We start from the raw sequence: 15,583 nt of genomic DNA on the forward strand, positions 1-15,583 counted from the left end.
AAGAAATTAATAAATTAATATACTAATTTAGTAAATAATTAACATTTTTATTCTAATCTTTAATTTTTGAAACTACAGATTTAATTTCTTGATAAGTATTTAAATCAATAACTCTAAAAAACGGGGTTAATTTGCCGTTTTTTAATTTTTTACCCCTATACAAGCCAACAATTTTGTTTTTGTAAAATAGAGGAGAACCTGACGAACCTTGCCTGTAGCTGATATCTTGAACAAAAACATTTTCCTTATCCAATTCAGCAACTTTGTCATTTACATAAAATAATGTTTTTAATGTTTTAGGCTTAAAATCTTCGTTTAAGACCGTGAGAAAACCTAAGCTATATAGGCTATTTTTTGTGTTTGTAAAATCCTCGAGAACCTGAAAATCAATAGAATCCGAAATTTTTAACAATAAGGGTTCTTTTGTATTTAGTGAAAAAACTACGATATCTTTTTCTTTATTTTCATATTCAACTCTAATTTTTGATTTTAATTTAGTTTCTAAATTTTTTTCACTAAATTGTTCTAAAAAAATATCAAAAATTTGTTGTTGTATACTATTTTTTATTGAATTTAACGAATGAAAAGTGCTGACAAAAGCCAAGCTATTATTAGTTTTTTTAACTAAGGTTGCGGTAAATCTAGTTAAATTTTTTTCATTTTCATTTATTATAAAATTAAAAACATTACTTTCTATTTTCGATAATTCAGATTTGCTGATTATAATGGTTGTGCAAGAAACAGCCAAAAACAAAGGGCTTATAATACTAAAATATCTAGTAAAAATAAGGATTTTTTTAAAGTATTTCATACTGTATAATTCTACATATTTATGGTATAATAAATTATACAAAATATTTGGAGGGAAATTATGAAATACTCATTTATAAAATCCAATAAATTTAAAATTTTTTCATCAGGATTAATGTTAACAACGTTGACCAGTCCATTGTTATTTACTTCAATCGCTCCAATACAACAAAAACAAATTGCTCCAGAAATCAAAATTCAAAGCAATGAATTTTCAAGCACAGAGATTTTAAAAAATAATGTTATTGAATATGTTTTTGAAAATGATAAAAAAAACATTGATTCTATCAAATTTGAACTAAATAAACTCGTAAAATCAAATGAACTCGATGATCTTTCAGAAAATGATCTAAATAAATTTGCTGAAAATTTAATTTCTTTTACTAAAGATCATTTTAATGATAAAGAAGTTCTCGAAGAAGCCTGATATCATTGATTTCCAATGGCATTTTGATATGGTCTTTATGGAGTTGCTACTTATGCTGACCTTCGATTAGCTGTGCTAGGCGAATTATTCAACCACCTACCTACCTTTGTAGATATAGGTCTAATTGTTGCAAGCGCATTATCCGGTGACTATGTAACAGCAACTGTAAATGGTTTTATTCTAATAACTAGATTACTATCCTCGATGTATACGGACGAAAAAGATATTATTCGTAAGTCAATTGGTGAAACAGAAATTGCTCTTGTTAATGATCTTGTATTAAATCGCGACCTAGATAAAATGATGAATAATGTTCTTAAAAATTTTAGTATCAGCTTCAGTATTAACACATATGCGAATATATATTCTGATCATATTAACCCGTTAATACAAAAAGCTATTAGTGTATTTAGAGGAATAATTAGCTTTAGCAAAGTTAAAATTTGAGCAAATTACCTCTATTATTACAATTTATATTGAGGGTAAATGGGAAATTAATTAATATTCATAAATGTATATTAAAAAAGGCTAAATATCCGTTATTTAATTAATTTAAAAATGAACAGAAAATTTAATGATAATAATTTCATAAAAATTTATATTTGTTTTTTTGTTGTCGATTCTTAAAACAATAATTTTGATTGTATTTGCTATTTTAATTAGTATTAGTGATTCTAATGAGAAACAAACAAACAAACAACTGGATTGGATTTGGCAACACCAATTGGAAGATTGAAATCCTTAATAGGTAGCATATTTTGAATATTAGTTTTTGCCACATTGGTTATGTGTATCTTTTTTGTTTGAAAATTAAGGGATGATGAAATATTTAAACAAACTGGTCTAGATGTTAAACAATATTCGATTGGTTTTGTGCTTATTCCTTTACATACTTCAATTTTATTAATTACTAAGTGACTTAGAGACAAAATTTCAATTAGTAATGATTGAACTACAAGGCAATTAATACTTAAATTAAAAATCATTAACTTTGTCAAGGATGTGATTGTGGTTCTTTGGCTTTCCTCGATTGTAATTGGTATTGTTTGGTGAATTCTTTATCTTAGTTTTGGCACAGAAAATACAATATTTGAAAAATTAAATTACGTCCTGATTATAATAATCTTTATTGGGCTTTTATATTTTTTAATTCCGTTTTATTTTTTGGCTTCCTATTCTCTTAAAATATACAGATTAATCAACAAAGGAGAAAAAACCTATTGGAGGTTAGCTAGTTAAGATTTTTTCATGCCCTTTTTTACTTCAATGCTTGAAAAAATGTTTTGAGACTTTTTAAAAAATTAAAAATTGCAGAAAATACACTAGCAAGTCAAAATGAAGTAGAAACACAAGTATTTAATAACAGAATTAGTCGACAATTTTATCAATTTACGATTCTAAAAAATATATTCCATTTAATTTTTCGTTATAGTTTTTATAGTAACAACGTCGCTATTTATAGCTCAAAATGAAATTCTTTCTAACAGTGTTGTTAGTGTAATTTTGTTTACTTTTTCTAGCATTTCGGCTATTGGTTTGCTTTATATACATTATATACATTGTTGTACGTTATTTAGTAGATTTTGTTAAAATACATTCCAAACGAACTTCACTAATTTTATATATTTTAGACATTTTTGTGCCTACAGTTTCTATTTATAACCTAATAAAATATAAGCAAAACAAGACTATTTTAGTTTAGTTCTTATCATAATTTTATATCCTACTATTAATTTTTTATTAAGGAATTGTAAAAATATCTTATTTTAAATACTTTTTTACATATACTGGTTTTATAAACTTAGAGTTTAGACAAATTATACTAACTAACCAACCAACTAAAAAATATCAAACTACCTAGCTGGTAAAGCTAAAAATAATTGAAATATGACCAATTTAATTAATCTAATAAAAGAAAAAAAATTAAATGATAAAAATTCTAGAAAATTTTGAATTTTGTTTGTTTTGTCAATAATTAAAACAATGTTTTTTGTTTCGTTATTTGTTTTATATTTTAGTTCATATGAGCATACTCCTAGACTGAGTTCGCATAGAGAAAATAATTTTGGCCTAGACTCTTTAATCAGAAGAGTATTAATGGTGATATTTTTAATAGCTATTTTTTTGTTTTTCATTTCATTATTTTTTCGGATTTCTTTAGCTTGAAATTTAAGGGATGATGAAATTCTTAAACAATCTGGTATAAATCTTAAACAATTTTCAAATGCTTTTTTACTTTTCCCTTTAACTGTGTCGATTTTATTAATTAATAACTCGTTTAGTCCAAAAAATACAATTGCCAATCATTGAACTACCGGACAACAAATAACTAAATGGAAAATTATTAATCGTTTTGTTTTATTGACTCTATTTTTTGCCGCATTACTGCTTTTCATTTTTGCATATGCGTTATCTTCTAGTCGTATTAGGGCAATTGATAATAATTTTATTACAAATTTTGCAGATGTTCTACGGCCAATATTTGCTTTTACATTTTGGTTTGTCTTAATTTTAGTTTTTTCATTAGCTTCTTATTTGTTCAAAATATATAAGTCAATCGATAAAACTGAAGAGGCGAATCAAACATCTAATATTTTAGCTTTTTTTGCGAGTTTTTTGGGAAGCTATGGTCGGTTCTTTTACAGAAACACCAAAACTGTAAGTGTTGATTGGAAAATATCGCTTATAGAAGAAGAATTAAAGACAAAAGAGGAAATAATCACAGAAGAATCCAAAACCAAAACTAGTTTAGAATTTTACAAATTCTCAATTATCAAAAATATATTCCATTTTATTTTTATTATCCTTTTTATGATAGCAGGCATAGTTTTACTAGTTGTGCCTACTAATCAACTTATTGGCCAAAAAGCCAGTATTGGCATTTTGTTTGGTTTATTTAGTATTGCATTTTCACTTTATTTTTTTTACATAGTGCCGCGTTATATTGCGAATTTTTCAAGTCTAACAGAAAATGGTTTTTATATAATTTTATATATCTTAGACATTTTTGTGCCTATAGTTTCAATTTATAACCTAATAAAATATAAGCAAAATAAGAGTATTTTAGTTTAAATTTTAGTATTTTTTGTTTTAATTAATTAGAATAAAATTCAGACAGGCTTTAGTTAGCCTGTCTGAATTTCTAATATTGCGAGTTTCCTAGTTTAATGAGATAATATTAAAAAAGTGTCCGGTTTAAACTAGGACAAAAAAATTAATAGTTTAATATTATTTTAACATCATAGCATATTGCTGTGGTGTTTTTCAATTTAAAATCGATTGAATTCTATAGTTGTTGTATAAATATATAATCTGCAATTATTTTTTTCAGATCTCCTAAAGTTATTTTACTGTAGTCTAACTCGTTTAAGCATTCACTTTTTATAGTTGAAAATCAGTATTCGGCCTACCTATTATCTAATGAATTTCCTACACGGGACAACGAAACAGTTCCTCCCATTTTATTTATTTTGTCAATATAGATTTTTGAAGTGTATTGAAATCCATGGTCTGAATGAATAACAAAATCTTTATCAATAGACCTAAATGTCTTTATATTATCGATAACTAAATCTAAACTCGGACAAAGAAGCCAACAACTTATTGTTAATTTTTTTTGTCCTGGTTTATTACGGGTGTTTTTTCATATTTTAATTCACTAAAAAGTGAATTTTTGTCTTAAAACTGGGAAACTCGGGAAAAACCCGTATTTACTGGTATTTTTTCATATTTAGATTCACTAAAAAACCAATTTTTTCCATCAAACTATCAAACCCGGGATACCGAAAGTGAAGTAGTAAAATATCTTGAATCTTTAGATTTAATAAGACATAAGTAATTTCCAATATTATTCAATTAAAATAAAAAGGTGAAATTGCACCTTTTTATTTTAATTTTAAAAAAAATTTTTGTCTTATGTATTATAAAAACTTAATCAAGAGAATCTTCAATCATTTCTTTTTCTGACTTTGAAATAAATGATCTAAGCATAATAAGATAAATTATATCAACTCAAATAATAAAAATTGCGACAATAGAAAGAACAAAAATTCCCTGAAACTTTGAAACAAAGTGAACATTTTTTAGGTTCATTCGTCTTGGTAGGTCATGCAATTTAAAAGGGGAAATAATTAATAAAATTCAGTAAGCAAGTGATAATAAAGCCCAAAAAACAAACATTACAATTGCAAACGTGGTTGCTCCAAAAAATAATGAGAATGTTTTTCTAGTTTCTCCTGGATTGGCGGCAATCTCACCTACAGAAGCAGTAATTCCAGCAAAAAATACAATAAGTGTTATAACACCTAAAGCAAATTTAACTATACGAACAATTAATAATTTATTTGTTCATGATTTAGTTGATTTTAATAATTGAGCGGCATCGTTATGATAAGCCATTTATATCCTCCTAGAAAAATTGTATATTTTATATGAAATTTTATACTAAAAAATTATTTTTGTGATAAAATTATACAAGAAATTATTCTAATTATGAAAAATAATGTACAAATAAATAATTATATAAATTATCTTATAGAATGAATTCGCCAAGAAGTAAAAAAAGCAAATAAAAAAGGCGTGATTTTTGGTATTTCCGGTGGTGTTGACTCTGCACTTGTTGCGTTTTTAGGAAAAGAAGCTTTCCCTAATTCGCATTTAGGTCTTATTATGCCGATTCGTGATATGAGCAGCGATAAAAATGATATTGACCAATTAGTTAAAAAATTTGAAATTGCCACTAAGGAAATTAACTTAAGTTCAACTTTCCAGAACTTAAAAGACTTATTTAGTCTTAAAAATCAACTGGCAAATTACAATATCCAACCTCGCCTTCGCATGGTTAGTTTATATGCTTTTGCTCAAGAATTGGATTATTTAGTTCTTGGAACTGATAATTTTTCTGAAATGTATCTTGGCTATTTTACAAAATACGGTGATGGTGGCGTGGATTTATTGCCGATTGTTAATTTAACAAAAATGCAAGTTTACCAAATCAGCGAACAAATTGGAATTCCAGAGTCAATAATTCAAAAATCCCCAAGCGCAAATCTTTGAGATAACCAAAAAGATGAAGATGAATTAGGATTTACTTATAAAGATTTAGATTTATTTTTTACAGATCCAAATTTGGTTAGTGATCAAGTAAGAGAAAAAATTGAAAAATTACACAATTTAAGCGCCCACAAACGTAATCCAGTGCCAAGACCTGCAAAGAAATTAGGAGATTTTTAAATGGCTGGTCATTCAAAATGAGCTAACATAAAGCACCGAAAAGGTGCTCAAGATGCCCTAAAAGCAAAGATTTTTAACAAATTTTCAAAAGAAATTATGGTCTCAGTAGCAAAAGGTGGGCCGGATCCTAATTCTAATCCGTCTTTAAGACTTATTATTTCTAAAGCGCGAGCAAAATCAATGCCAAAATCAAACATTGAAAAAGCAATTGCCAAAGGCCAAGGAGCAACTAGCGAAGGTCAAACTTTTAAAGAAATAATTTATTCTGGAACTTTATCAAACGGAATTAGTCTGATTGTCACAATTTTAACTGATAATGTTAATCGATCAGTTTCATCACTTCAAGCACTTTTTCGGCGTGCAAATGGACAAATTGGAAAACAAAATTCAATTCCTTATTTATTTGAACAAAAAGGTTATCTTGAAATTGACAAAACTGATCAAATAAATGGCGATGATCTTATGATGTTTGTTCTTGAAAATGGTGGTGATGATTTTCAAGAAGATGAAGAAAGTTACTTAATATATTGTGAACCACGTGCAATTCAGGACTTAAAATCAGCAATTGAAAATAATTTTAGTGTAAATTTTAGCGCTGTTGAAATTAGTTATTTTCCTGATTCTTGAGTTGAACTTGATCAAGAAAGCACCGAAAAAATACTAAATCAAATTGATAATTTTCTTGAAGATGACGATATTCAAAATGTTTATCACAATCTAAAAGTTTAAAAAAATTTTTTTAAGACAAAAATAGGAAGCACATACAAGCTTCCTATTTTTTAAAATTTTATTTTTTATTATAATAAAATTTTTTAATTTCTGAGACTAAATCGATTTTATCATTTCGGAATAAAATTCCCGTAGTCATATGTGATGTTAAATTGTTTTGATCGTAGTAAAGTTTTTTTTGATCTTTTGCGAGAGTAATTAACTGATTTATGAAAATTAATTCGCCATTTGTGTTATAAACTCCAGAACCAGAAGCACCAGGGCCGTTTGTTACAAAAAAACTAGGGGCGCCATTTTTAATATAAACACCTTTAAACATGTTTTTTGAAAATGCAGACCCAGGTCAAAAGCCGCCAATTTTAGTTGTATAGTCAATTTCGCCATTTTTTCATGATTTTTCACTAATTTTTAGTGGTGGAAACTGTTGAACATGATCTCAGAAATTAGAAAATTTTTCAAATTGTTTGGTAAATCTATTGATATCGTCTTCAACAGTTTTACCATTTGAATAACGGAAAGAAGATAAAAGTCATTTTTTGTGTTGTTGGTAAAAATCAAATATACCTTTAATATCTTTTCTAAATTTAGCGTGGTTAAAGTAAAATATCGCTACATCCTTGCCAAAATTGTTGAATTTTTTTTCTTCTCGGAAATATCTTTTGTACAAATTAGTGTTAAATTGACTTAATTCTCTTACGTTAGCTGGTCTGATATAGATTGAATTATTTCTTCGAAATCTATTATTTGCTTTCCTTAATTGCTCAATTTGTTTGTCATATTCATTTTTTATTCAAAATAAACTTAACATTCCAGAATTAGCTAAAGAACCAAGGGTATTAACATTATCATTAAAATAGAAACGCATGAAAGGATAAGCCATTAGTTCTCAAAAAGGTCTTTGATTAATATATAAAACATGTTTATTTGTTAAAAAAACACTTTCACCTTCATGAGAATCAAGCAATATGGCAGTTCCGGTTGAAAATCTTACATTTCTCTGAAAAATATCTTTGTATCTTTTATCTGAATAGTCAAGTGATCTAAAACCAAAATAATCTGGTTTAAAATTATTTTTTCGAAAACGAGGATTGAAGTAACCAAAAAGAGTTTTTCTTGCATCTTCGTTTTTAGAAAGACTGCCTGTATTTATTTTATCAAGCCAATAAATATTCAAGTTTTCATTTTTTTCGCCAAGATAATGATCATCATTTTCTTGTTTTATCACATTTGGTTTTAGGCCAAAAGGTTCATATGAATAAGTATTACCTCGAGCTTTATTAGTTGCATCAAATCCGATTTTTTGAGCAGGTTTATTGTCATAATCGCTTAGTTTTGAAAATTCTAACTTTTCATTTATTATCGGTGCTTTTTCAACAGGTAAATCTTCAACAACTTGGCTTATTTCTGAATTTACCAGCGGAATTTGTTCGGGATTTGGCTCAGGTTTTTGCTCAAGTATTTGCTCAAGTTTTGGATCAAGCTCAACTTTAGGTTCAGGTTTTGGCTCAGGCTTTGCCTCAGGTTTTGGTTTCGGTTTAGGTTGATTTGATTTGACTAAAGATTCTAATGATGAAAAATTTAAATTGTCGATTTGACTTTTATTTAAAGACGGATTTTGAATTGTTGATATTGATGAATTTGCTAAATTATGATTATTTTTAGAAGTGGAATTTTCAGCGATATGGTTATTATTTTCACGGGTTAATGGTGAATCATTATTTGAATCATTTATTGTTCTGATATTTCCAATTGGATTCAAATTTTGAGTAATTTGTGCCAAATCATTTTTTGGAGTTTCTAACTCTGGTAAAATTTGATTTTTTGGCTGATTTTCTTCAGTAATTACTGGATTTTTAGCACTTTCATCCTTATTTTTTCTATCTTGGAAAGGTATAAAATTAGTGCATGAAATTACAAAAAAATTAACCAAAAGCAAAGGTGCTAAGGATTTGAAAAATTTAAATTTCATAACTAAACCGCCTTTCTCCTTATTCGACAATCAATTTTATAATATAAAATTATAACAAAAAATATGTCAAAAAAATAAATATTATTATATTTGACGTTAAAGGTAAGATTATTCGATATTTAGTTAAAAATGATTAAAAAGGATTTTAAATTTTTAAGAGTTAATGATTAAAAACGGTAAAGTGATAATTAAAAGCACAAAACCAACAACAAATCCCAGAAAAATTGGCAGAATAGATAGCTCTTTTTGTTTTTGTTTGACAAAATTATAATCAATTTTTGGACTAACAGGTTTAAATCCTCGTTTTTCTAACATCCTATTTTGCGATTGAATTCGCCATTTATGATAAGAAATTGAAAAACTACTAAATAAACCAAGTCTTAATACCGTCGCAAGAACTGAAATTGAAATTGATAAAAGTCCCAAAATTGAAACTACGTCATATCAAACTTTTTCTTGAACAAAACCCATCACAAAACCAATAATAGCTAAAAATAGTGCTCAAAGAATCAAAGCTAAAATTGAACGTTTCTGGATTTTCCGTCTGAAAATAGCGCTGTAAAAAAACGAAAAAATAAACATGATAATAAACCGTCGAATTTAAGTAAAATAATTTTAAATATATTATATACTAAAAATTGATTTTTTATTTTTAAACGGTTAATAGTCAAATTATTTTTTTTCCATTTTTGCAAAATGATTGTATCATTTTAGTTTTAGTGCTCAGTCTTTTAGGAAAAACTGAATAAAATTATATATTTTATATATTTATAGTCTAAACAATAACAAATTTTATAATTTGGTAAAATGCTAAAAAATTATAAAAACTTTTAACCATTTTTTACTAATTATAATATAATTTTATATATTATTTAGTCATGATAGAAAATAACGATACTTACCTAGCAACAAAATTTGATCATTTTTCCAATTGAAAAAAAGAACGAAAGATTTCATTAATTTTTTCTTTACTTATTATTTCAATTACAATTTCGCTAATCGGATATTCAATGATTGAAAACCGTAGCGAATTTGTTCTTGACAGATATTATTTTATAAGCTTTACTAATTATTTCCAAAATTTTAGTGCCTTTTTTTACTTGACCTACCAGTCAAACTTAATTTACGGAATTACCTTATTTACGTTCGTCCTTAACGCAACCCAGCGAAAATTTCAAATTTTATTTGTTTTTACAGTAATTTTAACAATTGTTTTGATTGTTTTTTGATCTATATTGGCTTGAAATTTAAATTTGACTTGATCAGTTTTAGCAACAACATCAACTGTCCATTTTTTCCATCCAGTTTTTGCAATATTTGTACTCTTTTGGTATCGAAAACAATTTTCAGTTAGTAAATTAGGTTTAGGTTTTGGGGTTATTTATTCAGTTTGTTATTATATTTTTTGTGTGCTTCTGTATTTTTTCACACTTAGACAATGAGTTGCGCCTGAAATTAAAAAAGTCGGAGCTCAAGAGATAAAAAATATGGTATTTTTTTACACAGGTTTAACTATTTATCCATTTGTAAATTTTTTACATCCATTTTTTTATTCAGGAAACAGCCACTCAGTCGTAATTTTGTTAAACCTGTTAATGGCTTCTTCGGTTGTTTTTCTTCCATATATGATTTCACTTTTTTATATTAATATTTTTGGAATTAAAGCAACAAATTGGCGATTGACTCGAGAAATAAAATCGATTTATAATCGTTTAAAAGCATTTTTCTGAGTTTCCAAACCAAAAAATTAGGAGCAATTTGTTAAAAAGTGGCTAAAATTGTTGTTGGTCTTTCAGGTGGCGTTGATTCTGCGGTTAGCGCATACCTTCTAAAAAAACAAGGGCATGAAGTTATTTGTGTCTTTATGAGAAATTGAGATTCTGACCTTAACAATGATTTTTTAGGTCAGAAAAATTTAGGCGACAATCATATTTGTCCGCAAGAGCAAGATTGGCAGGATGCAAAAAAAGTGGCAGAGCAACTAAATTTGCCAATTTTCCGTGTAGATTTTGTAAAACAATATTGAGATGAAGTTTTTAGCGATCTAATTCAAAAGTACAAATCCGGTTTAACTCCAAATCCTGACATTTTGTGTAACAAAAACATAAAATTCAAACATTTTCTTGATTATGCAATTAATGTTCATCAAGCTGATTTTATTGCAATGGGTCACTATGCAAAAACAAAAAATGGAAATTTGTTTACTCCAAAAGACAAAAATAAAGATCAAACTTATTTTTTAGGACAACTTTCAAAAGATCAGCTAAAAAAAACAATTTTCCCGCTTGGCGATTATTTAAAAAGTGAAGTTAGAGAAATTGCCAAAAATTTAGAGCTAATGAATGCAACAAAAAAAGACTCAACCGGAATTTGCTTCATTGGTGAAAGAAAATTTACTGATTTTCTCCAAAATTATATTCCTGCTCAACCTGGTCCAATCGTCGATATTACCACAAATGAAATTATCGGAAAACATATTGGAATTATGTATTTTACAATTGGGCAACGAAAAGGTTTTGGCCTAAGCGGAATGAATGAACCTTATTTTGTTGTTGGTCACAATCTTCAGGAAAAAATTTTGTACGTTGCTCCTTCAAGTCAAAAAATTTGACTTGAATCAAACCAGCTTTTAGCAATTAATGCTAATTTTTTGACAGAAAATCTTCCACTTGAAAATTTAAAAGCCAAATTTCGCTACCGTCAAGAATTTGTTGAGGTTAATATTAAAATAATTGACCAAAATTCTTTTTATGTTTATTATCAAAATTATACTGCAGTAACACCTGGCCAACAAGTTGTGATTTATTCTCAAGATCAAGTTGTTTTAGCTGGCGAAATATCACTTATTTTCCGTGATGGCAAAAAACTTGATTATTTAAGTTAAAAAATCACGAGTTTCCCAGTTTCATGTGATAATCTTAAATAAGTGTCCGGTTTTGGGACTTTTTTAACTTTTTTGACCAGGAAACTCACGAAAAATAACTATCAAAGCAAGAACGCTAAATTCTAAATCTAAACATCACAAAAAAATCTACTTATTAACCAAATAAAGCAAACTAAAAAAGCAAAAGTTTTAACTAAAAAGCAAAATATGAATTTTTAAACTAGCTTTTTTAGTTAAAACACTGCCAAAAATCAATTTATGATAAAACAACAAAAATCACAAAAAAATACAACTACTATTTAAACTCAATGCAAATAGAAAACTCATTTTTATTTACGCTGAGCCTAAAAAAATATATGAAGTTTTGAAAGAACAATAACCAAAAGCCCTAAATTTAAAGATTTCTAAACGGGTAAATTTAAGGCATTCCATCATATTTAAAAATATAATGGATAATCCGCGCTGTCTGATTTTTTTAGACAAAAAACATAACTCATTCCTCCCTAATTCAATACCAAATTTATTAATTATTCTTAAGTGAGTCTTATTATAACATAACTTTATTTTAGGCAAAGCATTTTTTTTTTTTTTTGCAAATGGTTAATTTTAAAATAATAAAAATTAAGATTTTAGCGTAAAAAATACCCGTAAATCCGGGTCTTTTTGAATATTTATATTCACTAAAAAGTGAATTTTTGCCATCAAACTGGCAAACTCAGGAAAAACTTGATTATTTAGGTTAAAAAAATTAAATTAATTTAAAAAAAGTACGATTATAGCCAATAACTTTGCCTTTTATTGCGCTAAGAACCTCAAATGATGTCAAAGGTTTATTTAAATTTCGTGCAATTTGACTCCAGTCAATTACTTGATTTAGGCCAAAAATTTCAAGTTGGTATTTTCCTTGGCCGTTTGTAAGACCAGGAAGATAAATAACTCCGTATTTTGCTTTAATAAATTCAAATTTTTCTGAAGAATCTACATTAATTTTTTTAGCAATTGAATCAGCGCAAAACGAACCAAAACTATTAAAAACAGGAATTTCGCTATCAAAAAGGTCAAAACTGTTTTTTCCAGCACTTAAAGTCGTTTTATAATCATCAGTTTTTTTGATAATTCCAACGCGATTTCAGACATTTAGTCCAACTCCGAGCGAAAAATTTTCGGCAAAACTAGTTATAATTATAGCATATTCTTTAATTTTATCAGATTCAGAATAAATTTCAATGTCAAAATTACGGGCGCTAAAAAATGGACTTGTGCCTTGTTTGCCTAAAAATTCAATATCTAAAAGATGATAATCATTTTCTCTGGCAATTAGTGCTGATGAGCTAAAATTTATCGGTAAAAAATCAAGAAAAAAGTTTTGCTCTTCTTTGGGCAAAGGTGCATTTAGCTCACTTTTGGAAATCTGTTTTTTGACAAGCAAATTATTTTCAACTTTTCCATGAGAACGGTATAAAAATGAACTAATTCCAAAATCAATAACATGATTTTTGATTAATTCAAGAAAATCATCATAAAACAGAGGTTTATTTTTTGAATCTTCAGGAATTATATTTTCAACATCAAGGGCAAAAACCTCGAGTCGATAGTTATGATCATTAGCTGGTGGCAGCGGTCCAAAATAAACTCCATCAGGATGTGGTCGATAAAATGAATCAAGCAAATAATTATTTGCATGACGGGTCATTGAATTTTCAAATTGATACATTTTATCCTGTCGCGAAAAGGAATCATCTCATTTTAGCTTGTTTTTTTTAATATTGGCCGCAACTCAGTGAATAAAAACAAAACCTAATTCAGCAGTTGCTTCATAGTCAATTAAAGTCAGGGCATATGATTTTGCGCCTTTAACTTTGTCTCATTTTATCGGAAAACTTACCGAATTAGGGTATTTTTTTCCTAAATTGCCATTACCAAATTGGGTGTCTAAAACGCCATTTTTAACATCAGGGATATAAATTTTTATCATATTTTTTAGTCTTTATCAATATTTTTTGCATTAATTATTACAATTTCTTGTGTTGGTGGACCTAGGATAGGAGTTGCTTTAAGAAATTGGACATATTTGTCTGGCTCTGATAGTTTTTTTAAATTTTGCTCAAGATCAATAGGTTGGAAAGGCAAAAGGTTACCGCTTTTAAGAAAACCACTAATATTTATTCGTCTTTCAACGTAAAATATTTTTGGATTTTCAGGGTTTTGTTTTTTAATTTCATCTTCAAGTTGAAGCAAACTCGCACTATAAAGTCCGCCTCGATGGAAATTATTAGAATTGTCAAAAGGATATTTCTGGATTTTGTCAGTGAATTTATATTTATCAAAATCATTAATCATCCCAATTTGTTGAGGTGCGGCTTCTTCTCTAGTTTGAGGACCTTGGACTGGCAAAGGTGAATTTTGTTGGAAAGTTACGACTTTTTGGGATGAATTTTGTGAAAAAAAGCTTGGTTTTTGATCTATCAAGTTTTTTTGGCTTGTAGATTTAGGTTCATTTTGATTTTCACCTTGATTTTCAGGTTGACTTTTAGCCTCAGGGGTATCAGGATTTTGGTCAATTATTCAATAAATACGATAAATGCCATCTTTTATTGTATTAGTTGACTCATCTACATGTGTTTTTTGGTCATTGAGAAAAAAAGCACGCGGTTGAACTTTATATTTTCGCCCATCTTCGCCTGTTATTGTATATTTTTCTAATTTTTCAGTCAGTTCTGCTTTTTTTTGGTAATTTTTATCATTCAAAACAGGAACATCTAAATTAGTTTTAAAATTATCTTGGATAATTTTATTAAGTCTATTCAAGATTTTATAGTCATAATTTCATCAATAGGAATTTGAAAGAGCTTGCGTGGTTGCGGCTATTATTTGGCTAGCGATTAATTGAATTCCGGTAAGACCGATTGTAACTTGGTCATCTTCTTGGGTTGAATTTCCTTGAGCTTGCTGGTTTTGGGATTTAGCTTCTTGCTCTCTTTTCATTTTAAGAGCTAGTTTAGCAAGGGCTTTGATTACTTTATAGGATACATATTCTTGTTTTAATTCAGAATTATTTACAGCAATACCTGATCCAAAATTTTCGGGTAAAAATTCGGGATATACCTTTAAATCTGTGGATTTTAGGTATTTTTCTTGCGACTGTTTTCATCGTTTTAAAAATTCAGAAGCTGTTAAATAAGAGGTGCCTTGATAATATTTTTTAACAATTTCAGGAAAATTAGGAGTTTTAGCCAGTTGTTCAAGTTTCTTTTTAATTATATCATTAGATTCGTTTGGAAGAAAATTTTGAAAATTTAACTCTCCGCTATAATTGTAAATTAAATTCGCAAAAGCAGTATTTGCAATCTCTTGAGTTTCAATTGATAGGGGTACATTCAAAATTTCGGTTAATAACTTATATTTTTCTGCGCTAAGGCTATCTGAAAAATTTTTTACATCTTGGCCTTGATTTTCGATGCATGAAACAACAATTAGTGGGAAAGACAAAGGGATTAAAGCCAAAGATTTTTTAAATTTTAATTTCATTTTT

12 protein-coding genes are annotated in these 15,583 nt (G+C 27.6%); 6 read left to right on the top strand and 6 right to left on the bottom strand.

Annotated elements, in window-relative coordinates:
• Positions 1 to 52 precede the first annotated feature (52 nt).
• Positions 53 to 748 (bottom strand): hypothetical protein, encoded by a 696-nt coding sequence (locus R7X45_RS01150; protein ID WP_318055608.1) that lies wholly within the window; start codon positions 746 to 748, stop codon positions 53 to 55.
• 123 nt (positions 749 to 871) lie between these two features.
• On the opposite strand from R7X45_RS01150, the gene R7X45_RS01155 reads away from it, so the two are divergent.
• Positions 872 to 1,723 carry a hypothetical protein gene (locus tag R7X45_RS01155; protein ID WP_252262868.1) on the top strand — a complete coding sequence of 284 codons (852 nt, stop codon included), beginning with the start codon at positions 872 to 874 and terminating at the stop codon, positions 1,721 to 1,723.
• 1,401 nt (positions 1,724 to 3,124) lie between these two features.
• Positions 3,125 to 4,309 (top strand): hypothetical protein, encoded by a 1,185-nt coding sequence (locus R7X45_RS01160; RefSeq protein WP_318055609.1) that lies wholly within the window; start codon positions 3,125 to 3,127, stop codon positions 4,307 to 4,309.
• A gap of 858 nt (positions 4,310 to 5,167) precedes the next feature.
• On the opposite strand, the gene R7X45_RS01165 is transcribed toward R7X45_RS01160, so the two are convergent.
• The gene (locus tag R7X45_RS01165; RefSeq protein ID WP_318055610.1) at positions 5,168 to 5,635 is read right to left on the bottom strand and encodes a hypothetical protein; all 468 of its coding nucleotides are present in this window, start codon (positions 5,633 to 5,635) and stop codon (positions 5,168 to 5,170) included.
• Between the two features lie 93 nt (positions 5,636 to 5,728).
• Between R7X45_RS01165 and nadE the strand changes: the two genes are divergently transcribed.
• Positions 5,729 to 6,469: an NAD(+) synthase gene (gene nadE / locus R7X45_RS01170; protein ID WP_318055611.1), complete on the top strand. Its 741-nt coding sequence runs from the start codon at positions 5,729 to 5,731 to the stop codon at positions 6,467 to 6,469.
• Complete coding sequence (locus tag R7X45_RS01175; protein WP_044284181.1) at positions 6,470 to 7,198, top strand: YebC/PmpR family DNA-binding transcriptional regulator; 729 nt, start codon at positions 6,470 to 6,472, stop codon at positions 7,196 to 7,198. It begins immediately after the preceding gene.
• Positions 7,199 to 7,256: 58 nt separating this feature from the next.
• Here the strand turns inward: R7X45_RS01175 and R7X45_RS01180 are convergent, their stop codons facing one another.
• Both R7X45_RS01180 and R7X45_RS01185 read right to left on the bottom strand, forming a co-directional pair.
• On the bottom strand, positions 7,257 to 9,167 hold the full coding sequence (locus R7X45_RS01180) for an Mhp366/Mhp367 family surface (lipo)protein (RefSeq protein ID WP_318050528.1): 1,911 nt from the start codon (positions 9,165 to 9,167) through the stop codon (positions 7,257 to 7,259).
• 153 nt (positions 9,168 to 9,320) lie between these two features.
• Positions 9,321 to 9,749 (bottom strand): DUF3899 domain-containing protein, encoded by a 429-nt coding sequence (locus R7X45_RS01185; RefSeq protein ID WP_044285954.1) that lies wholly within the window; start codon positions 9,747 to 9,749, stop codon positions 9,321 to 9,323.
• Between the two features lie 296 nt (positions 9,750 to 10,045).
• Between R7X45_RS01185 and R7X45_RS01190 the strand changes: the two genes are divergently transcribed.
• Both R7X45_RS01190 and mnmA read left to right on the top strand, forming a co-directional pair.
• Positions 10,046 to 10,918: an MAGa3780 family membrane protein gene (locus R7X45_RS01190; RefSeq protein WP_318050527.1), complete on the top strand. Its 873-nt coding sequence runs from the start codon at positions 10,046 to 10,048 to the stop codon at positions 10,916 to 10,918.
• 17 nt (positions 10,919 to 10,935) lie between these two features.
• Positions 10,936 to 12,051 carry a tRNA 2-thiouridine(34) synthase MnmA gene (gene mnmA / locus R7X45_RS01195; protein WP_318050525.1) on the top strand — a complete coding sequence of 372 codons (1,116 nt, stop codon included), beginning with the start codon at positions 10,936 to 10,938 and terminating at the stop codon, positions 12,049 to 12,051.
• Positions 12,052 to 12,799: 748 nt separating this feature from the next.
• Here the strand turns inward: mnmA and R7X45_RS01200 are convergent.
• On the bottom strand, positions 12,800 to 14,026 hold the full coding sequence (locus tag R7X45_RS01200) for a YbhB/YbcL family Raf kinase inhibitor-like protein (RefSeq protein ID WP_318050524.1): 1,227 nt from the start codon (positions 14,024 to 14,026) through the stop codon (positions 12,800 to 12,802).
• A gap of 5 nt (positions 14,027 to 14,031) precedes the next feature.
• Positions 14,032 to 15,579 carry a hypothetical protein gene (locus tag R7X45_RS01205; RefSeq protein WP_318055612.1) on the bottom strand — a complete coding sequence of 516 codons (1,548 nt, stop codon included), beginning with the start codon at positions 15,577 to 15,579 and terminating at the stop codon, positions 14,032 to 14,034.
• Positions 15,580 to 15,583: the final 4 nt, after the last annotated feature.

The organism is Mesomycoplasma ovipneumoniae (assembly GCF_033343935.1).
GTDB lineage: Bacteria > Bacillota_I > Bacilli_A > Mycoplasmatales > Metamycoplasmataceae > Mesomycoplasma > Mesomycoplasma ovipneumoniae_G.